This is a genomic window from Helicobacter cetorum MIT 99-5656 (genome assembly GCF_000259275.1).
GTDB classification, from domain to species: Bacteria; Campylobacterota; Campylobacteria; order Campylobacterales; family Helicobacteraceae; genus Helicobacter; species Helicobacter cetorum.
Window position 1 is genome coordinate 1,581,105 of sequence record NC_017735.1, and the last position, 20,545, is coordinate 1,601,649.

Here is a 20,545-nt window from a genome sequence, read left to right on the forward strand (position 1 = left end):
GTTCTTAAGGGTTATGGCACAAGCTTGGCGATTTTGTCATACAGCTCTGAAAGTCCCTTGTCCTTAGCACTCAATTCATCATACAAAATAGCGATTTGAATCTCTTTTTCTTCGTTTTGTGTGTTCAACACAGCGTTATTTTGGCGTAAAGTCTCTAATTCTTCTTCTTGTTTTTTGACTTTTTCAAGCAACTCATCTACTTTGACATTCAATTTGTTTAATAAATTCAAAGCTTCCATAGTGTTAAAACCTTTCATCTTTTCTAAAACGCTATTATATCAAAGCTACTAATTAAGCGTTTTTTTTTTTTGATGTTATGATTGCATTTAAGATTTAATTTGTTAAATCAATTTTGAATTTTTGTTACTAAAATAAACATTTAATTTAAGGGGAATGAATATGAAAAGACCATTTATCATAGGATTTTTAAGTCTTAGTGTTCTAAGCGTTTTAGAAGCGAATCAAAAAGACGGCTTTTTTATTGAAGGGGGCATAATGACTGGTAATGTTTCTACAACTACCACGAAAGTTACCACTACAAGTATAGAGCCATTAGTTAGCCAAGAAACTCTTCAGGCTGAAAAGGCTCAAGCTACAAAAGATAAAGCTATTGTAGACACTTATTATAAGGCTTTTTCGGACGCTGTTAAAAATTTTGAAAGCTCTACTAGTAGCAGTAGTAGTTCTTATGTGATTTTACAAGGGGGTTACAAGCAACAACAAGGTAGCCATAATAAATACACCACTTCATGGGGTGGTTTGGATACAACCGCTCTTCTTTATAACCTTATGACAAGCAATGCCGGTGGGTTTCTTGGGGTTCTTAGCGGATTAGATAAGGCTGTTAGTGGCATGCTTACAGATTCTGAAGCAAATAGCCTTAATCAAAATATTGAAACTTTGAAAAAAGAAGTTGCAGATTTTTTGAAGGGAACAACAACAACGCAAGGACAAGAAACACAGGGACACCATAATCCAAACGAGCTTAAATTCTCAAATATTTCTTACACGACTTCTTCCAAAACCCCCACTAGTGGAAGTAGTGAGTCGCCACAAGAACAAGGGCAACAACTACCCCCACCAAATCATGATACTATCCCTAACACTCCGCTTTATTATAACGGACCGCTTGTAGTGAGTAGTTTGAGTGGGGTAAACTCTAGCGAGACTTTTACTCCGCCTAATAATCAACAACACAGCGAAGGGGCAGGACATGGCGGTCAAGGTCAAAAAAATGGCGAATTGACCTTAAACACTTCTAATCTCAATAACACCATTTCTAACCTTACCACGAATTATCAAGGGCTTATAACATCTCCTATGGCAAGTATATTAGAAAGTGCAAAACACAATTCCGGATTTGTAGGCTTTAATGTCAAAACAGGGTATCAAAAGTATTTCACTGATATGTTTGGCATAGCCATTTATGGTATTTTTAAAAACAATTACACTAAAAATGCACAGCTTAATATAAGACAAATCAGTGCAGGAGCTGGAATAGAAAGCTTGATAGACTTTATTACCACTTATAAAAATGGGGGGGCGTTTGAAAGTTCGTTTGGGAGTTTCTTAGGGTTTAGGGGTTTGTATAATAACTACAGCTTACTCAATCAAACGCAAAATACCGGTAATTTAAATTTGGTCGTGGGCTTAAATTATCGCATTGAAAATTCTAAATTTAGTTTGGGGGTAAGCATTCCACTCATTCAGCAAAGCCATGTTTTTAATCTCAACAACCAAGCGTATCAACAAATGGTTTTGAAAGAAGGGGCGAGCAACACGAATGTGTTCTTTAACTATGGCTATATTTTTTAAAGGTTTTTATACTAATCAAGTATTGATTTAAAAAAACTAAAATATCAAAGAGCTTTAAAACGAAGTTTTAAAGTGATAGCCTTAAAAGCCTTGCGGAGTATGGGGGGGATTTTTAAGGGGGGGTAGGACACAATGAAGAGTGTCCACGCCCCCCTTAAAGAATAAGAATAGGCTTTATTTTAATTGAGTATTGATAGTGAAACACCCCTCGCTAAAGCGAGGAGCTTCCTAACTAAAGCACCCTACTGAATGCTAATACGAAAGGCTTTGCTCTTTAAAGTCTGCAAGGCTATTTCCTAACCCAAGAAGACTTAACCCTTTGCTTAAAATATTACTTGCGGCGTTTATATCTCTATGCTCTATATATCCGCAATTTTGACACAGATATTCTCTATGATTTAATTTAAGCTCGTGGTTGATTTGCCCACAACTATGACAAGTTTTACTCGTATATTGTGGGGGAGCTTTCACTAACAATTTGCCATTATGCTGTTGTTTGTAGTCTAAAAAAGAGATGATTTGATAGAATGAAGTATTTAGTATAGACTTATTAAGCCCACTCTTTTGTTTAACATTTTTGAGTTTGGCTCTTTTGGTCATGTTCTTAATTTGTAAGTCTTCAACTACTATCAATTCAAATTGCTTTGAAAGTTCGCTTGTGATTTTATGGTATCTGTCTAGTTTTTGATAGCTTGATTTATCAAAGGCTTTGTTTAATTTTTTTTGAGTTTTGTAAAAATTACCTCCTAGTTTGATTTTATTTTGTTTAGATTTTAAAACCCTACGGCTTTGTTTTCTTTGTAGTCTTTTAAATTCTTTAGAGTATTTTTTAAAAGAATGTAGTTTAGAATAAGTAGGAATAAGTCGTTTTAGATTGATATTTTCATCTACTTTTAAACCTAGTTCTTTCATGTCTTTTTGGTATTGTTCTAGGTCGGTTAGTTTTTCATATTCTTTTAAATCAACGCTTAAAGCTATATCATAGATATTTAAGTCCACACCGACACAATTTCTAGGCTCTTTAATAGTGTTAAGCTCTTTTTCGTATTCTATGCTAAAACTAACAAAATATTTTTGATGAGAGCAAGAGACTACGATTTGTTTAATCTTAGCATTAAGGGGTAAGTCTCTATGCATACGCATTTTTAAGGGCATTTTCATTAAGTTAAACATCTTAAAGCGTTCGTTAAAGTCTTTGATAGAAAAGCCTTGATTATTCCAAGTAAAACTTTGTTTAGCAAATTTAGAGTTTTTAAATTTAGGAAAGCCCCTATTTTTGACTTTAAAGGCATCTCTTAAGGCTCTTTCTGCATTCATGCGTGATTGTTGAGCGACTACACTACTAAAACTTAAATTCCTAGCTTTTAAATGGTGCTTAATCGCACTATCTAATTCGCTTGATTTTTGCCATTTTCTTTGTTTAGTGGGTAAATCTTTGTTTTTTTCGTATTGCTCTTGTTGTAGATTTAAGCAAATGTTATAGGCTTGGTTATAGACAAAAAAAGAGTGTTGTAATTTGGTCTGTTGCTCTTTGGTAGGATACAAACGAAATTTAAAGCCCTTATTTACTTTCATAGAAAGATTTTAGCATAATTTAGTTAAACTTGGTCTATGAAACAAATTGATAATATTAGACATGGCAGACATTGTGTTTTTTTAATGCATGTGCATTTAGTATTTGTAACTAAATATAGGCGTAAAGCATTCAACAAAGAAGTTATAGACTTTTTAGGTTCTGTATTTGCTAAGGTATGCAAAGACTTTGAAAGCGAGTTAGTAGAATTTGATGGGGAAAGCGACCATGTGCATTTACTTATCAATTATCCACCAAAAGTTAGTGTTAGTAGGTTAGTTAATTCTTTAAAGGGTGTTAGTAGTCGTTTGGTTAGACAACAAAATTTTAAAAATGTTAAAGCTACTTTGTGGGGCAATCATTTATGGTCGCCTAGTTATTTTGCTGGAAGCTGTGGGGGTGCTCCTTTAGAAATCATTAAGCAATATATCCAAGAGCAAGAAACACCACATTAGATTTGCTAACCTTTTGTTTTTAGGTTAAATGACACTAAAAAATAGCCTAACGGCTATTGACGCTTACATCTCCGCCCTAAAGGACGGAGTTTTTCGCTTTGTTGGGATAAACTTTTTCTAAATACTTATTTTCAATCCTTTCAATTTCTCTAAGACTTATCATGATTTTTTAACTCCTTAAAAATCTCTTTTGCAATTTTTTGAGCCAATAATACGGGTACGGCATTACCAATTTGTTTATACATATTCCCTAAACTTCCATAAAAAATAAAATCATTAGGAAAAGTTTGAATAATAGCACACTCTCTTACTGACATACGCCTTTGCTTGTTAGGATGAATCTCAGGACCTGTGGCAGTAATGGTATCGCTTGGTAACTCCCAATTATTAATTCTTAAAGATTGTTCAAACTTAATTTCTTTTAATTCAAATTCCGTAACGGCTTTATCATAAGTATCATCGAATCTTAAAAGCCTTTTTAACTCCCACCAATCTTGTGCTTTTGGAATGCTTCCTGAATTATTATCCTTTCTAAACCAATGCCCAGCAGTATGGGCATACCCAAAATGCTCATCAATTTGTTTAGTGCTATAAGTATTTTGAGAACGCCAAAATTTCAAATAATCACAAATTTCATGCTGGTCAATAGAATGCTTTCTGCCCCAAAATTTATCATGCACATTAGTGCGTGCTATGTGATTATGTATCATTACGCCATCAAGCATAAAACTTGCATCTCTGGTTCTTACATCAGCTAAATGCCCTACTACATCTTTAACACACACATAAGGCTTTAAATTTTCATTCAATAAATCATTACATAGTCCATGAGTTTTTTTTGGAAAAGGATTTTTAAGCCCCAATCTATTGCCAATAATAATAACTCTCTCTCTGTGTTGTGGCACACCATAATCAGATGCCTTTAATAACTTATAATCTACATAATAGCCTAGCGATTTAAAATCTTTTACTATCATCTCAATTACTTGTCCTTTTTGCATAGATAACAATCCCTTAACATTTTCAGCTACAAAAAATTTAGGTTGTTTGTCTCTTAAAAGTCTTAGTAACTCTTTGTATAAAAAATTTCTCTTATCTTCCATAGAGCGTTTAGTATTGGCCACCGAAAAACCCTGACAAGGAAAACCTCCAAGTAAAATATCACATTCACTCGGAATGTCATTACTAGGAATTTTTGTTATATCACCATAAACAATGTGAGAACCAATGTTTTTTTGATAAGTTTCTACAGCCTCTTTAAAAAAATCATTTGCCCAAATAACTTCAAAACCCTCTTTAATGAAACCTAAATCTAAACCACCACACCCAGAAAATAAACTAATAATCTTATATTTATTGCCTTTCAAATCAAATCCCAATTTTATATATAACTAAGATTTTAATTTTAACAAAATCAAATTAAAACAAAATAAGCTTCAAGTTTATTTATTATTAAAACCAAGCAATAAACTCTCAAAGGTTTTTAAAACGCCATGAGCGATTAATTTCACACTCTCTAAATCCAAGTTCGCATAGCAAGGTAAAGAGATTTCAGCGTGATAAAAATTCTCGGCACTTTGTAATGGGGCTGTATTAAAGAGCTCTTGATACAATTTGTATTGATAAATAGGTTTGTAATGCACTTGAGCTAAAATGCCAAGCTTGTGCAAACTCTCTAAAATTTGCTTTTTAAATTTAAAAAATTGCTGATGAATCAAAATGGGATAAAGATGGTTAGAGCTTTTATGCTCTAAAAGGGGGTGTAAGGGGGTGAAATAAGGATTATCTTTAAAAATCCTGTCATAGACTAGAGCGATTTCTTCTCGTTTTTGCATTAAAAGGGGGGCTTTTTTAAGCTGGCTCAAACCCAAGGCGCTTTGGATTTCATTCAAGCGGAAGTTATACCCTACGCTTTCTACTTCGCCTTCAAAAAAATCTTTTTTGAGCATGCCATGAGAGCGAAACAATTTCATTTTTTCAAATAATTCGCTATCATTTGTTGCTATAGCTCCCCCTTCAGCCGTGGTTATAGGCTTAATGGCATGAAAACTGAAAACACTCGCTAACGCAAAGCCCCCTACTCTTTTATTTTGATACTCGCTTCCTAGGGCATGTGAACTATCAGAAAGAAAGCTCAAAGAATGCTTTTTGCAAAGCTTTTGAATGCTTTCAATTTCTACGCTTTTACCCGCATAATCCACGCTCACTATAGCTTTGGTTTTTTCTGTAATCAATTTTTCTAGGGCTAATTCATCAATATTACCATCATTTTTGATTTCAGCAAATACAGGCTTGTAGCCACTCTCTAAAAGCATGTTAGTGGTAGCTACAAAACTTATAGGGGTAGTAATGACTTCATTGCAACTAGCATTAAAATCGCTAAAATTTCTATAGAGTGCTAAAAGAGCCGAAGTCGCACTATTAAACACCAGCGCATGCCTAACGCCCAAAAACTCACATAACGCTTCTTCAAATAAAACAGAATATTTACCCTGTGTGAGTTGCGTAGAATTTAGAACTTCTAAAACAGCCTTTTTATCTTCTTCATCTAAGCAAGGCTCACTATAAGCAAACTTTTTCAAGCGAGCAACTCTTGCAAGCGAGATGGAGTGATTTTGCTAGTGTTATGGACATCTTGAAATTTTTGAGCGTTCAATCTTGCTTTATCTAAAGTATTGTATTCTTTGCTTAAATGATTCGTTTCAGCAAGCTGTTTTTTCCACTGATGCAAGGAGTTTTGAATGTTTTCTTTCTCATGCTCTATAGATTTTGAAAAACTTGCAAGAGATTTTGCATTATCCATATCAACTTCGTTAGGGGTTTTTAAATGCGTGGTGTCCTTACCCACATCTTGATGGAAAGAATTAAGGGCTTTATTGAGACGAGTTTTAAAATGCTCAAAATGATTTTGGTCTTTTTCATTAGCATGAGCGTAATTTTTAGAAATCGCCATTAATTCTTTGGTGTCTTTATTAATTTGATTTAAATCTTTTAAGCGTTTCTGCAAAGTCCCAATCGCTAGATTTTCATCTTGGGCTTGTTTGGCTAATCTACTCGCTTCGCTAGGCTCTGAAGATTTTTGAATTTCCTTATTTTCTTCTCTTGTTTGCGGACTAACTCTTTGAGCATGGTAATCTCTCATCATTAAAGAGGGGTTATAACTATTTGAAATCTTAGGCATCCTATCCTCGCTTCATTTTATTTTCAAAAATAAAACAAGCAAACTTTATTCCCAAAATTTCATCGTTACATAACCTAAAATAAGTTTTTGTGATTATCCTAAAGGTTTGCGATTTTAAAATCCCCTTCAGCCTCCATACCAGTTTCTAGGCAAGATTAGGGTAGGATTTGAAACTACATTATCTCCATCTAAAGAGTGCGGAAACTCAGCACAATAGCTAAGATGTCTTTTACTCTGTCTTTTCTAATAAAAGTGCATTCTAGCACCCGAACTATATCTAAACCATTATAATTAAAAATACCACAACAATTATTGGGATGCAAATGAACGCAATAATGTGTTTTTAAAATTTTACTTAAAGCGCTTTGAACCACTTCAAAATAATGAGCGTCCCATAAAAATTGTAAATTATGCACTTCCAAGGTAATAATTCTAAAACGATTTAACACTTCATCGCTTGCATTGATAAGAGCAAAATACTCGCCCCCTTCAATATCCATTTGCAACATCAAATCCCCTTCGCCCACTTGAGAATCATTCACCCAAGCGTCCAAGGTAATAAATTCTTCGTCATTGGTGCAACCGATGAATTTTTTAATAAAAGAGTAATTTTGAATACCTAGTAAAGGTTCATCTACCGATTTGTCTGCCATATATATCGTTAGGGTTTGCAAGCCTACATTGATGGTGAAAATCTTCTTCAAATGCACTCACAACACCCACGCCTAGAGAAAAGAGTGCCTTAATGCCTTTAAAATCCTTAGGCACCAAGTAGCCCCCATCATGCTTTGCCCCCAAACGCACTAGTTCATGCTCTGTCTTAATGGGGTGCAAGCTTCTTATAAAATTTTCTATCTTTTCTTTAGGGGTTTCAATAAACAATTCATTGATTGTCATTACCCTTTCTGCCCGCCAAAGAATGGAGTTGACTTGATTTGTCATAAAGTTTACTTGATTGACAATAGAATTAACTTGCTCTTTAACTACCCCTAAGGTCTCAATATTACGATATGTATTTAAAATCCTAGTAGGGAGTAAATTCCTAAGAACTCTTTTAATAGTTTTTTCATGCTTATCCTTATTTAAGAATTTTCTTCTAAATACTTCGTATGAATTTTTGCCTGTCTAAAATCCGTGTTTTCAAGCATTTCAATATGAAAAGGAATGGTCGTTTTAATGCCTTCTACCTTAAACTCTTTTAAGGCTCTTTTCATCTTAGCGATAGCTTTTTCTCTATTCTCTCCCCACACAATGAGTTTACCTATCATAGAATCATAATGTGTAGGCACAACATAATTTGCATGAGCATGCGAATCAAGACGCACATTCAAACCACCTGGTGCAATCCATTCAGTGATTTTACCTGGGCTTGGATAGAACTTCTTGGGGTCTTCTGCGGTAATCCTGCATTCTATCGCATGCCCTTTGCAAGAAAAGCTTTCTTGCTTGGGTAGTTCCTCGCCCTGAGCGATTTTAATCATCCATTCAATGAGATTGAGTCCGCTCACCATTTCACTAATGGTATGCTCTACTTGTAAGCGAGTGTTCATCTCCATAAAATAAAAATCTTTCATGTTTGCATCAAGCAAAAACTCAAAAGTTCCAGCCCCCACATAGCCAATGTATTTAGCCGCCTTAACAGCCGTTTCTAACAAACGCTTACGCACGCTCTCTTCTAAAACAACTGCCGGAGTTTCTTCAATGAGTTTTTGCTGGCGTCTTTGCACGGAACAATCTCTCTCGCCCACATGAATGACATTACCATGCTTATCGGCTAAAATTTGGACTTCAATATGCTTAGGCTTGTTGATAAATTTTTCTAAATACACGCTTCCATCGCCAAATGCACTCAAAGCTTCCGTTTCTGCAGCTAGATAAAGGTTTTTTAACTTTGATTTATCTTCTATGACACGCATGCCCCTTCCGCCCCCACCAGCGGCTGCTTTGATGATTACAGGATAGCCGATTTTATCAGCAATTTCTTCTGCTTCTTTATAGCTTTTAAGAATGCCATCGCTTCCTTCAATCACGGGCATACCGGCTTCTTTCATCACGCTCTTTGCCTTAGATTTATCGCTCATTAAAGCCATAACCTTCGCACTAGGACCGATGAACTCCAACGAATGGTGTGAACAAATTTCTACAAAATTCTGATTTTCACTCAAAAAACCATATCCGGGAAAAATCGCATCCGCTTCAAATAACTCTGCTGCACTAATGATTGCAGGAATATTCAAATAACTCTCGCTTGATTTAGCCCCACCTACACACACTTTAGCATGGGCTGTGTTGAGATAGTGAGCATCTTTATCTGCAATAGAATAAATCGCTATGGCTTCTTTGCCCATTTCTTGAATGGTTTGAATAGCCCTTAAGGCAATCTCACCCCTATTGGCAATTAAAATGCGTGAGAGTTTTTTCTTTTCTACTTTCTTGTTTTCTACTTTTTTATTCATGGAATTTAAAGCTTTTCAATTTTAATGAGCTTAGTGCCATATTCTACCGGCTGGGCGTCCGCAACTTCAATAGAAACAACCTTGCAAGGGTATTCTACTTCAATTTCATTCATAATCTTCATAGCTTCCACAATGCCGATGACTTGCCCTTTTTTAAGCGTATCACCCACTTTTACATAAGCTTCAGCCCCAGGAGATGGCGCATGGTAGAAAGTGCCTACCATGGGCGAAAGCACAAAATCTTCTTTTTTATCCACAATAGGGGTGCATACCATAGGCACAGGGGCTTGAGCACTAGGCATACTCGCTTCTATAGCCATAAGTGGGACTGAAGAATTAGCTGAATTTAACACATTTTTATGTTTCGCATAAGCGGACTCTTTATCTAAAACTAACTCAAAATGCTCACGCTTTAATTTCAAATGCCCCAAATCAGAAGCCTTAAAGTCCTTTATCAATTCTTCAATTTCAGAAAGGTTCATAACAATCTATTCCTTATATTTCGTAAAATATGCCACAAACACACCCCTAATCTTAGAGCCATAAGCGTTTTTAGCAAATAATTCTTGTTATAATAACATAAATTATATAACAAATTTTGAAGGTCTAAAGCCCCTTTACAATAAATAAAATATTTCAATGTAAGGAAATCATTTAATATGGGATTAAAATCAGATTCTTGGATTAAAAAAATGAGCTTAGAGCATGACATGATTAGCCCATTTTGTGAAAAACAAGTCGGTAAAAATGTGATTAGTTATGGCTTGAGTAGTTATGGATATGATATTAGAGTGGGAAGTGAGTTTATGCTTTTTGATAATACAAACGCTTTAATTGACCCTAAAAACTTTGACCCTAATAATGCGACTAAAATTGATGCGAGCAAAGATGGCTATTTTATCCTACCAGCTAATGCATTCGCTTTAGCTCATACGATAGAATATTTTAAAATGCCAAAAGATACTTTAGCGATTTGCTTGGGTAAAAGCACCTACGCAAGATGTGGGATTATTGTGAATGTTACACCCTTTGAACCGGAATTTGAAGGCTATATTACCATTGAAATTTCTAATACCACAAGCTTGCCGGCCAAAGTCTATGCGAATGAAGGCATCGCTCAAGTGGTGTTTTTACAAGGCGATGAAATGTGTGAGCAAAGCTATAAAGATAGGGGCGGTAAGTATCAAGGACAAGTAGGCATTACTTTACCTAAGATTTTGAAGTGATTTAATAGAAGGTTAGCTTAATTTAGACTAGCCCTAAATACAGGGTTGATAAGCAAAATATTCTAGTAATTGAAAATTTAAGGCATTAAAAGAAAAAGGTCTTTTTACGCCGTTTTTTGTAAAAATATAAAAATATTTTTGTATTTACTATGAATAATAATTTTAAAATTCTGATTAAGTATTTTCGCTTTTATTATTAATGCCCTATAAATAAAGCCTTTAGAGCACATTTATCATAACAACAACTAAAAAAATAAACAAAGTGGTTAAATGAAAGCCACTAAAGAGTCTGATTTTAATTCTATATTTTAGCAACTAAAACTTTTTATACTCCCTTAAGATTTTCTTAAGTATAATCAAATGAGATATGATTGGATTTGAAAGGATTTAAAATGAGTCAAGAAGATAATCAAAAATATGATATGTCAAAATGTAGAGTAGCGAATGAAAGTTTTGATATGGCAAAAGAATTTTTTGACAAAGAAAGTAGTGACAAGAACAGCAAAGAAAGTAATTTTGATAATCTAAACGACAAGTCGCAACAAAACAACTCTAATCACAGCAAGTAGTCTTTAGCAAATTATCATAGTATGATGTGTGATGTAAAAAATGCGTTCGATATTTTGAGTTTTTTGAGTTATGTTATTGCTATTTTTTCCTTAGTTGTTGCTATTTATAGTGTCCAGCGTGCTAAAGCAATTTTTTTAACAAGTATGGCTTTGCAAGCCGAACTTCATATGTCTAATACTATAAAAGAATACACCCAAGCAGTAGCAGGCAACGAGTTACAAAGAGTACACAAAATCAATTTTCTGATAGCTGTTGACTTATACTGCAAATACCTTCTTGCTTCTTGTTTTAATAAAACTCTTGTTAACGACAATATAGATTTTTATTTAAGCATTGTTGAAAGCAAAGACTTTAAAGATTTAATATCTCGAGATGGTTATTGTAAACACATTAAAAAATTTTATAAAATTTACAAGAAAAAACCGCTCATTAAAGATTGATAATTTTTATTTTGCTATAGGCTTTCAATTTGTGTACTCGTAAATGGCACCTAAAATAAACCCCTAAAAGCGACAAATTATAGACAACCCAAACAAAACTAACTCTATCTTGATGTTGCTTGCAAGCTTTATAGAGCCACTCTAAACCTGCACCACGCTTGCTATAAACACGCATGCACTCTCAGATTTCAAGACCATATCTAGTGGAATGCGATAGGTTTCACGCTCTTTAAATTGCTCTCTTTCTTGCTCACTAAAGCCCCCTTCAGGTCCTATGATGATGCCATTTTCAGCATTCAAGCTTGTTTGCAATTTTTCACCATTAAAATCCAAAACACTTGCCTTGGGGTAAGCTTTTAGCATATCTTTTGTGCTTGAAAACACTTCTAATCCCATTAAATCGCTACGCCCACATTGTTCACAAGAATTAATCAAAATTTTTTTAAATCGTTCTAATTTGACACTATCTATCTTTTCGTTACGCTGGCTAAAATCAGCATAAAACAGGCTTAGCTTACTTACGCCCAACTGGTTAAGAAAGGGTAAAATCCTTTCAATGCTTTTTGTTTCAATAACGCTTAAAATCAAATGAGCCTTTTTATGAGCCATAATCTCTAATTCTTGCTGGTTCACTAACTTTAAAAGAGCGTATTTTTTAGTGATTTCTACATGCTTATAGGTGTATAAAAATTTATCTTTTAAATTTCTCAACTCCAAACAACTCGTGCTTTTCACACGCCTTGAACGATATAAATGCGTGTAACTCTCCCCTTCTATTTTTAAAGTAGGCTCTTTAGCTAAAGAATGGTAAACAAAACGCATTTAAATGCCTACCAATACGATGATAAGAATTGTTTCTAAAAAATATAAAATTTTAGCCCTTTTAACATAAGCTTTCATTCTTTCTTCCTTAGTAATAGCAAATTTCACGCTTTTATGGCGTTTGACTTCAGCCACAAGCATAAAAAGCAATCCTGAAAGCATGACAATAACCCTAAGAGAAAATTCAAATTGTTGCATCGCCCAAATAAAAACCCCACTTAAAAGAGCAATGCTTAAAAGAAGGTAAATCGCTGGCATGATTAAGTAGATTTTTCTATTCAGTTTGATGAAATTTTTCTCCCTAAAAAGGGTGTAAAGATTGATAATGAAAGCTAGGGCTAGTAACGAAGCAAAAAGGGCATGAATGAGTAATGATTGAGTCATGACATCAGAATTTTGCGTGCTTAATACTTGTAAATTTATCCCTAACATCAACTTCCTTTTAATATTTTATTTTTGATTAAGCCTATTATTCTATCATGTGCTAATGAGTTTAATAAATGAAAAACCTAGTAGCTTAGAAAATAATGCCATAAAATCCCCTAAAGAAGCGGTTGTTCTTTTGAATATGGGGGGCCCAAACAGCCTTTATGAAGTGGAAGTGTTTCTAAAAAACATGTTTGATGACCCCTTTATCCTTACCATTAAGAATAGCTTCATGCGTAAAATGGTGGGCAAAATGATTGTCAATAGCCGCATAGAAAAATCCAAAAAAATCTATGAAAAATTAGGCGGAAAATCCCCTTTAACCCCCATTACATTCGCCCTTACCAAGCGTTTAAATGAATTAGATTCTTCACGCTTTTATACCTACGCTATGCGTTATACTCCCCCTTATGCGTCTATGGTTTTACAAGACTTAGTTACAAAAGATATAGAAAGTTTAGTGCTATTTTCTATGTATCCACAATACTCTAGCACCACGACTCTATCTAGCTTTAATGACGCTTTTAAGGCTCTCAAATCCTTAGAAGCTTTTCGCCCCAAGGTGCAAGTAGTAGAGCGATTTTACACTAGCACAAGACTCAATGAAATCATTTTAAACACGATTTTAAGCACCCTAAAAAACCAAGAAAGCCAAGACTTTGTGCTAATCTTTTCAGTGCATGGCTTACCCAAAAGCATTATTGATGCTGGAGATACTTATCAAAAAGAATGCGAACACCATGTCAGCTTGCTAAAAGACTTGATGCAACAAAGAAATATCACATTTAAAAAAGTCCTACTCTCTTATCAGTCCAAGCTAGGACCTATGAAATGGCTAGAACCTAGCACTCAGGATTTAATAGAAAAACACCGCAAATCTAAGATTATCATTTATCCTTTAGCATTCACTATTGATAATTCTGAAACGCTCTATGAATTAGAGATACAATACCGCTTAATGGCCAAGCGTTTAGCCATTAAAGAATACTTAGTTTGCCCATGTTTAAACGATTCTATAGAGTTTGCCAAGCTCATCATTGAATTAGTCAAAAATCTCAAAAATGAGTAAAATTTGCATAAAAAAGTGATTATTGTAGTAAGATAATTATTTCAATCTCAAGGATTAGATTGTTAGGATACTTAATTTTCAAACAAATTAAAAGATAAAGGTTTATTCAATGTTTTTACTCTCTTGTTTTTCCAAGAAATTCTTAAGCGTTTTTCTGCTTATTTTGTTAGGTTTAAGCGGTTGCAAGTCAAATAGCCAAGATAACTTAGATGAAACCCTTTTAAGCTCAGGAACTCAAAGTTCCAAAGAATTAGAAGATGAACGAGAAAATATAGACAAAAAAAGTTATGCTGGCTTAGAAGATATTTTTAGAGACACCAAGTTTATTAGCCCTAATGATAAATACATGCTGTTAGTTTTTGGGCGTAATGGTTGCTCGTATTGTGAAAAACTTAAGAACGATATTAAAAATGTCAAAGAATTACACGACTATATCAAAGAACATTTTAATGCCTACTACATCAACATCAGCTATTCCAAATTACATAATTTTAAAGTCGGCACTAAGAATGACACAAAAGAAATCAAAATGCCCACAGAAGAATTAGCTCAAATTTATGGCGTTCAATCCACTCCAACCATTGTTTTATCTGATAAAACAGGTAAGACTATCTACGAACTACCCGGCTACATGCCTTCCACACAATTTTTAGCCGTGCTAGAATTTATCGGCAATGAAGAATATAAAAAAGTCAAAAACGATAAGGACTTCACCAAGCAATTAAAAGCTTACATCAAGTATAAAACTAACCTTTCTAAAAACAAGTCCAACTAGGAAGTGGCATGAAGAATCTTAAGAGCTTGTTTTCTTTTTTACTAGCTTCTTTTTGGATAGCAATCCCTTTAATCGTACTCTATGCATGTGCATGTGCGATAGCCACTTTTATAGAAAACGATTATGGCACAAGCGCTAGTAAAGCCATTGTATATAATACCACTTGGTTTAATTTCTTGCATGCGTATTTGTTAGTGGTTTTAATAGGCACTTTCATCACTTCTAAAGCCTTGATGCGTAAAAGATACGCAAGCATTTTTTTCCACAGCTCATTGATTTTGATTATTTTAGGAGCAGGAATCACACGCTTTTTTGGTGTTGAAGGACTGATGCACATACGAGAAAATAACTCTCAAAGCTCTTTTAAAAGCACGGATACTTACCTTAATGTTACCCTTAATGACACTACAAAGCTTTCTTTAAAAACGCCTTTAACATTTTATTCCAAACATTTAAAACCCATTCATACCACTCTCAATCATAAGCCCTTAATCTTAGAACCCTTAGAAATCTACAAACAAAACGCCGCCAAAAAAGACAACGCTACTATTCTAGTTTTAAAAGCAACTTATAATGGCGTGAGTCACGAATTTAAACTCATCAAAACTAATAGAAATGAAGGCATAGAAGAGAGTCAAATGTTTAAAGATGACAAGCTCTCTTTAGATTTTGGAGCCACTTATGTTGAGCTACCTTTTCAAATCAAATTGAAGCGTTTTGAATTACAACGCTATGCAGGCTCTATGAGTCCTTCATCTTACGCTTCAGAAGTAGAAGTTTTGAAATTAGATAATACCTTAATCAAACCTTACAGGATTTTTATGAACCATGTATTAGATTATGAAGGGTATCGCTTCTTTCAATCTTCCTATGATACCGATGAAAAAGGCACCATTCTTTCTGTCAATAAAGACCCAGGCAAAATCCCCACTTACTTAGGGTATGCGATGCTTATTCTAGGGGCTTTATGGCTACTTTTTGATAAAGAAGGCCGGTTTTTAAAACTCTCTCGTTTTTTAAAATCTCAGCAAATCGCTAGTTTTTTACTCGCTTTAGTTTTAATAAGCCCCCTAACATCTATGCTTGCTAATGACAAAGCTCAAATTGATATGCATGGGGGTAAAAGCGTTAAAATAGAACAACAAAATGTAGAAAACTCCACCCACAAAGAAAATTCTCAAAAAAATATATTAGAGCGTTTGAAGCGTTTGAGAGAGTATTCCAAAGAACACTTACAAGCCTTTCAAAGACTTCAAGTCCAAGATTTTGATGGGCGTATCAAGCCCCTTGATACCATTAGCATTGAATATGTGCATAAGATTTTAAGAAAAGATAGTTTTCAAGGTCTAAATGCCATGCAAGTGCTTTTAGGTATCATGTTCTATCCTGATGATTGGCGCAGTGTCAAGATGATTTACACTTCCACTCAAGCCTTAAGAAAGCTCATAGGCACACCCCTAGATGAGCGACGCATTGCTTTTAGAGATATTTTTGACCACCATGGGTATAAATTGCAAAATCATGTTGAAGAAGTCAATCAAAAATCCCCTAACGAACGCAATGAGTTTGATAAAGATATTTTAAAGGTAGATGAACGCATTAACTTAGTCTACACGCTTTTTAGCGGTCAGGTTTTACGCATTTTTCCTAATAAAAAAACGAACGCTTGGCTTTCGCCTATTCAAGCCATCAATAGCACAGATAAAGATGTCTCAAGCGTTGCACAGAATTTTTTAAAAAACATTTTTAATGGGTTTGATGAAGCCTTGCAAACAAATGAGTGGCACAAAGTAGAAAAAACCCTAAAAGATTTAAGTGCCTACCAAGAAGAGCATTCTAAAAACCTTTATTTATCGCCATCAAAAGTTGATTCTGAAATTTTCTTAAACCATACCAACTTTTTTAATGGCTTGACCTTGCCCTACATCTTTCTTGGGCTGTTGCTCTTTATTGTTGTGATTAATTCTATTATTAAAAACACCACTCCAAATGCTTGGCTAACAAAAATTCTCTATATAGCTATCATACTCTGTGCATTCGCCCACTCTATAGGGCTAATATTGCGCTGGTATGTGAGTGAGCATTCACCTTGGAGCAACGCCTATGAATCCATGCTCTATATCGCATGGGCTTCTATCATCGCAGGGTTCATCTTACGCTCCAAACTCGCTCTGTCAGCTTCTAGCTTTTTAGCTGGCATAGCACTCTTTGTAGCTCATTTAGGCTTTATGGACCCCCAAATCGGTAATTTGGTGCCGGTTTTAAAATCCTATTGGCTCAATATCCATGTCTCTATCATCACCGCTAGTTATGGCTTTTTAGGACTATGTTTTGTGCTAGGCATTTTAAACCTGGTTCTGTTTATTTTACGCAAACAGGGGCGTTCTAATTTGGACAAAACCATTCTTTCAGTGAGTGCCATTAATGAAATGAGCATGATTTTAGGCTTATTCATGCTTACAGCAGGAAATTTCTTGGGCGGAGTTTGGGCTAATGAATCTTGGGGGCGCTACTGGGGGTGGGACCCTAAAGAAACTTGGGCGTTGATTTCTATTTGTGTCTATGCCTTAATCTTACATTTGCGTTTCTTGGGTTCTAAAAATTGGCCTTTTATCCTAGCAAGTAGTAGCGTGCTAGGGTTTTATTCTATTTTAATGACTTATTTTGGCGTGAATTATTATCTCTCTGGTTTACACAGCTATGCAGCAGGCGACCCATTACCTATCCCTACTTTCTTATACCCTTTTGTAGCGACTACTTTCATACTCGTGATTTGGGCTTATTTCAAACGCCATTTAAGTTTGCCTAAACTACAATAATTTAAAAGGCTACCCCATGTTCCAACTTTATTAGATGCCTATATAGAAGATTCTAGGACTGAAGAAACTTCTTCTAAACCCCTTTTAAATGTTGCGAATGGGTAGATGGGGTCAAACCTAAAAGATTTAAATCTTTTAGGACCACATTCAAGAGTGGTGGGACATTGACACACCAAACAAGGAATAACAATGGATTTAACTGATTTCAAAAAACTAAGCGAAGAACCCCTAAAATCTAGCGTAGCCAAAGCCTTTTTTGAAAATTTTGATTTTAGCGGGGATAAAATTGATTTTATCATCACTTACAACCATAAAAACAAAGGCAAGCCTTTATGGGTTGAGCCGATTTTATGGGCTGAGGGCAAGAAAGGCAAGAGCGAAATTTTTAAATCTTTGACCCAGCTCATTCTAACCATAGGCAAGCATAAATTTTATACGCATTTTCCACCGCCTTATCTAGGGGCGTTTGATGCGTTTAGTTTTGCTTTTGTGCCGTATTACAAACTAGATTTTATTTTCACACGAAGCGATATTGATTTTTCAGTAACGCCAAGCAACCAAACAAGCGAGAGTTTTAAGCACTTACTCAATGAAATTACCCCACTCTTAGAAAAAGAAGTTTTAATCTTTGATTATGAAATGCAAAAACAAGAGCTAAAAGCCTTTATCAAAGATAATTTACTTTATTCTAAACGCTCTAAAATCCCTGTAGATAAGAATAATTTTGTGCATGTGTATTTCAAATGGGTAGAACATGTTAAGCCTAGCATTTCTATTGAGTGGCAGCAGGCTAAAAAGCAAGGCATTTTAGATGCGGACTTTTATTTAGCGGATTTACTAAGCGAAAGCAATGAAACCATTTTAGAAAGTCTAAACACGATTTTAAAAGTCAATCATTACAAATTTAATAAGAAGTTAAACAATTTTGGGGCGTTTAATTTTGATGAAACTTCGTTTAATGATAAGCAACAAGCTCATTCAAATTTTTGGAGCATTTATGAACGACCGCCTAAAAGAGAATTTTGGGACTACATCATACAAAGGCGTGATTTATTAGTCTCTGATGATGTGAGAGAAAGAAAGGGGGCATTTTTCACCCCTAAAATTTGGGTAGAAAAGAGCCAAGAATATCTAGCTAAAATCTTAGGGCAAGACTATCAAGATGAATATATTATTTGGGATTGTGCTGGAGGGACAGGAAATCTATTAAGCGGCTTAATTAACAAAGCAAATCTATACCTTTCTACTTTAGATAAAAGCGATGTGTCTATCGTAAAAGAACGCATTAAAAATGGGGCGAAGCTTTTAGAAAACCATGTGTTTCAATTTGACTTTTTAAACGATGATTTTTTCAGCGAGAAAGTGCCTAAAAGCCTACAAGAAATTTTAAAAGACCAAGAGAAATTAAAGAAGCTCATTATTTACATTAATCCGCCGTATGCTGAAGCTTCTACAACAGCCACAAGACACGGCACAGGAAACAATAAGCCTGAAGTTGCTACAACAACTTTTTACACAAAGAATAAGAGTGAATTAGGTAGTGCAGGTCGTGAGCTTTTTGCACAATTTTTCATGCGTATTTATAAAGAATTAAACGGCGTAACCCTTGCAAGTTTTTCAACTTTGAAAAACTTGCAAGGCTCTAATTTTAAAAAATTTAGAGAAGTCTTTAAGGCTGAGTTTAAAGGGGGCTTTATGGTGCCGGCTGATTCGTTTGATAATGTTAAAGGACAATTTCCTATCGGCTTTTTAGTATGGAACACAAAAGCTGATTTATCCTTTAGAAACCCTAAGCCTAAGCTTAGGGAACTCAAGGGGAACTATCGTTTCAGTGAAACAACCACTTTAAGTCCAAAAAAAGCGAACTCAAAGTATAATTCTCTCCAAGAGTTTTTACCATGCAATTTAGACATGATAAACTCCTATAAGAATAATACTTCTGCCCCTAAGCTGACTAATTCAAAGGGGCAGAATGAAATTCTACAACAAAACCCCTTAAAACTTCAAAATCGTATTAGCTTAGAAGTGTTTGATAGTTTTGGCGGATTTTTAGGCACAAAGAATATTGTTATAGATGATGAAAACAACAAACCTATTATCCATTTCTTACGACCCTTTTATGACAAGAAAACTGAACCTATAGCTTTTTTACGCATGATAGGGGCGGATTTTCAAAATAGCATAGGGTGTTTTCTTACCCTAACGCTCACACCAAATGATGTGAATACCGCACTATCTACCCCTATTACCACACAAAATATTTATCCTATTTTCTTGTATTTAACTATCCGCCATTGTATCAAAGCCACATGGCAAAACGACAGAGACCAGTTTTACGCCCCCTACAATGACGCATGGCAAGATGATAACGAGTTTAAAAACAACGCCCTAGCATTCATGCTTTTTCACACCCAAAATAGAATTAGTCTCAATGCGAGTAAAACCTATGCCAAAAGAGTAGGAATAAACCACTTCATACCCTTTAGCGAGCAAGAAGTCAACGCTAAAGAAAGATACACTAGCCATGTGTTGCTAGACTTTTTAAAAGGCAAGACCCCTAAAAAAGAAAGCGATAATCTTTTTGATGACCCTAAAAAAGAAATTAAGCCTTTAGAATTTAGCGAGAATGCTCTAAGTGTGTTTAACGCTGGAAAAGAAATCTATCGCTATTACCACGCACAAGATTTCACTAACCACGACTATAACGCTAATGCGAGCTTATATGATATTAAAGAATTTTTTCAAGGAAGAAACGCACAAGGCAAGTTAAACCCACCCATTAAAGCCAAAGATGGGTATTACAAACAGCTTTATGCTAATTTACAAGACGCCTTAAAAGACTTAGCCAAAGATTTACAGCCCAAAGTCTATGAATACGGATTTTTAAGAGAGTGAGTTAGAAAATATAATGAACGATT

The 20,545-nt window shown here is 34.8% G+C and carries 20 protein-coding genes; 9 read left to right on the plus strand and 11 right to left on the minus strand.

Features of this window, described 5'->3' with window-relative positions:
• Positions 1 to 11: 11 nt before the first annotated feature.
• Positions 12 to 239, minus strand: coding sequence for a hypothetical protein (locus HCD_RS07465; RefSeq protein WP_014659962.1), 228 nt, complete (start codon positions 237 to 239; stop codon positions 12 to 14).
• Positions 240 to 399: 160 nt separating this feature from the next.
• Between HCD_RS07465 and HCD_RS08795 the strand changes: the two genes are divergently transcribed.
• On the plus strand, positions 400 to 1,815 hold the full coding sequence (locus HCD_RS08795) for a putative outer membrane protein HomB (protein WP_014659963.1): 1,416 nt from the start codon (positions 400 to 402) through the stop codon (positions 1,813 to 1,815).
• A gap of 252 nt (positions 1,816 to 2,067) precedes the next feature.
• On the opposite strand, the gene HCD_RS07475 is transcribed toward HCD_RS08795, so the two are convergent.
• Positions 2,068 to 3,390, minus strand: a complete 1,323-nt coding sequence (locus HCD_RS07475; protein WP_014658798.1) for an RNA-guided endonuclease InsQ/TnpB family protein — start codon at positions 3,388 to 3,390, stop codon at positions 2,068 to 2,070.
• Between the two features lie 36 nt (positions 3,391 to 3,426).
• On the opposite strand from HCD_RS07475, the gene tnpA reads away from it, so the two are divergent.
• Positions 3,427 to 3,843 carry an IS200/IS605 family transposase gene (tnpA, locus tag HCD_RS07480; protein WP_014658764.1) on the plus strand — a complete coding sequence of 139 codons (417 nt, stop codon included), beginning with the start codon at positions 3,427 to 3,429 and terminating at the stop codon, positions 3,841 to 3,843.
• A 149-nt stretch (positions 3,844 to 3,992) separates the two neighbouring features.
• Here tnpA and HCD_RS07485 read toward each other — a convergent pair whose 3' ends face one another.
• From HCD_RS07485 to accB, 7 genes are all read right to left on the minus strand, one after another.
• Positions 3,993 to 5,210, minus strand: a complete 1,218-nt coding sequence (locus HCD_RS07485; RefSeq protein WP_014659964.1) for a DNA cytosine methyltransferase — start codon at positions 5,208 to 5,210, stop codon at positions 3,993 to 3,995.
• A 75-nt stretch (positions 5,211 to 5,285) separates the two neighbouring features.
• Positions 5,286 to 6,425, minus strand: a complete 1,140-nt coding sequence (pseC, locus tag HCD_RS07490) for a UDP-4-amino-4,6-dideoxy-N-acetyl-beta-L-altrosamine transaminase (RefSeq protein WP_014659965.1) — start codon at positions 6,423 to 6,425, stop codon at positions 5,286 to 5,288.
• Positions 6,422 to 7,024, minus strand: coding sequence for a hypothetical protein (locus HCD_RS07495; RefSeq protein WP_014659966.1), 603 nt, complete (start codon positions 7,022 to 7,024; stop codon positions 6,422 to 6,424). The genes pseC and HCD_RS07495 overlap by 4 nt, the downstream gene beginning before the upstream one ends.
• A 188-nt stretch (positions 7,025 to 7,212) precedes the next feature.
• On the minus strand, positions 7,213 to 7,677 hold the full coding sequence (locus HCD_RS07500) for an FkbM family methyltransferase (protein ID WP_227624860.1): 465 nt from the start codon (positions 7,675 to 7,677) through the stop codon (positions 7,213 to 7,215).
• Complete coding sequence (locus tag HCD_RS07505; RefSeq protein WP_144005864.1) at positions 7,655 to 8,083, minus strand: hypothetical protein; 429 nt, start codon at positions 8,081 to 8,083, stop codon at positions 7,655 to 7,657. Before HCD_RS07505 ends, HCD_RS07500 begins: the two co-directional genes overlap by 23 nt.
• A gap of 23 nt (positions 8,084 to 8,106) precedes the next feature.
• Positions 8,107 to 9,480, minus strand: a complete 1,374-nt coding sequence (locus tag HCD_RS07510) for an acetyl-CoA carboxylase biotin carboxylase subunit (protein ID WP_014659967.1) — start codon at positions 9,478 to 9,480, stop codon at positions 8,107 to 8,109.
• A gap of 5 nt (positions 9,481 to 9,485) precedes the next feature.
• Positions 9,486 to 9,962, minus strand: a complete 477-nt coding sequence (gene accB, locus HCD_RS07515) for an acetyl-CoA carboxylase biotin carboxyl carrier protein (protein WP_014659968.1) — start codon at positions 9,960 to 9,962, stop codon at positions 9,486 to 9,488.
• A gap of 177 nt (positions 9,963 to 10,139) precedes the next feature.
• Between accB and dcd the strand changes: the two genes are divergently transcribed.
• From dcd to HCD_RS07525, 3 genes are all read left to right on the plus strand, one after another.
• Positions 10,140 to 10,706: a dCTP deaminase gene (dcd, locus tag HCD_RS07520; RefSeq protein ID WP_014659969.1), complete on the plus strand. Its 567-nt coding sequence runs from the start codon at positions 10,140 to 10,142 to the stop codon at positions 10,704 to 10,706.
• 392 nt (positions 10,707 to 11,098) lie between these two features.
• Entirely contained in the window at positions 11,099 to 11,275 is a 177-nt protein-coding gene (locus HCD_RS09375; RefSeq protein ID WP_158308563.1) for a hypothetical protein, read from the plus strand.
• Between the two features lie 24 nt (positions 11,276 to 11,299).
• Positions 11,300 to 11,716: a hypothetical protein gene (locus HCD_RS07525; protein WP_144005865.1), complete on the plus strand. Its 417-nt coding sequence runs from the start codon at positions 11,300 to 11,302 to the stop codon at positions 11,714 to 11,716.
• A gap of 141 nt (positions 11,717 to 11,857) precedes the next feature.
• Here the strand turns inward: HCD_RS07525 and HCD_RS07530 are convergent, their stop codons facing one another.
• Both HCD_RS07530 and HCD_RS07535 read right to left on the minus strand, forming a co-directional pair.
• The gene (locus HCD_RS07530; RefSeq protein WP_014659971.1) at positions 11,858 to 12,538 is read right to left on the minus strand and encodes a 16S rRNA (uracil(1498)-N(3))-methyltransferase; all 681 of its coding nucleotides are present in this window, start codon (positions 12,536 to 12,538) and stop codon (positions 11,858 to 11,860) included.
• Complete coding sequence (locus tag HCD_RS07535) at positions 12,539 to 12,970, minus strand: hypothetical protein (RefSeq protein WP_014659972.1); 432 nt, start codon at positions 12,968 to 12,970, stop codon at positions 12,539 to 12,541.
• A 55-nt stretch (positions 12,971 to 13,025) separates the two neighbouring features.
• On the opposite strand from HCD_RS07535, the gene hemH reads away from it, so the two are divergent.
• The 4 genes from hemH (at position 13,026) to HCD_RS09180 (ending at position 20,522) form a co-directional block, all read left to right on the plus strand.
• Positions 13,026 to 14,033, plus strand: coding sequence for a ferrochelatase (gene hemH, locus HCD_RS07540; RefSeq protein WP_014659973.1), 1,008 nt, complete (start codon positions 13,026 to 13,028; stop codon positions 14,031 to 14,033).
• Between the two features lie 109 nt (positions 14,034 to 14,142).
• A complete protein-coding gene (locus tag HCD_RS07545) occupies positions 14,143 to 14,808 on the plus strand; it encodes a SoxW family protein (protein WP_014659974.1) in 666 nt (221 codons plus the stop codon).
• 8 nt (positions 14,809 to 14,816) lie between these two features.
• A complete protein-coding gene (locus HCD_RS07550) occupies positions 14,817 to 17,627 on the plus strand; it encodes a cytochrome c biogenesis protein (protein WP_014659975.1) in 2,811 nt (936 codons plus the stop codon).
• Positions 17,628 to 17,816: 189 nt separating this feature from the next.
• The gene (locus HCD_RS09180; RefSeq protein ID WP_014659976.1) at positions 17,817 to 20,522 is read left to right on the plus strand and encodes a hypothetical protein; all 2,706 of its coding nucleotides are present in this window, start codon (positions 17,817 to 17,819) and stop codon (positions 20,520 to 20,522) included.
• Positions 20,523 to 20,545 lie beyond the last annotated feature (23 nt).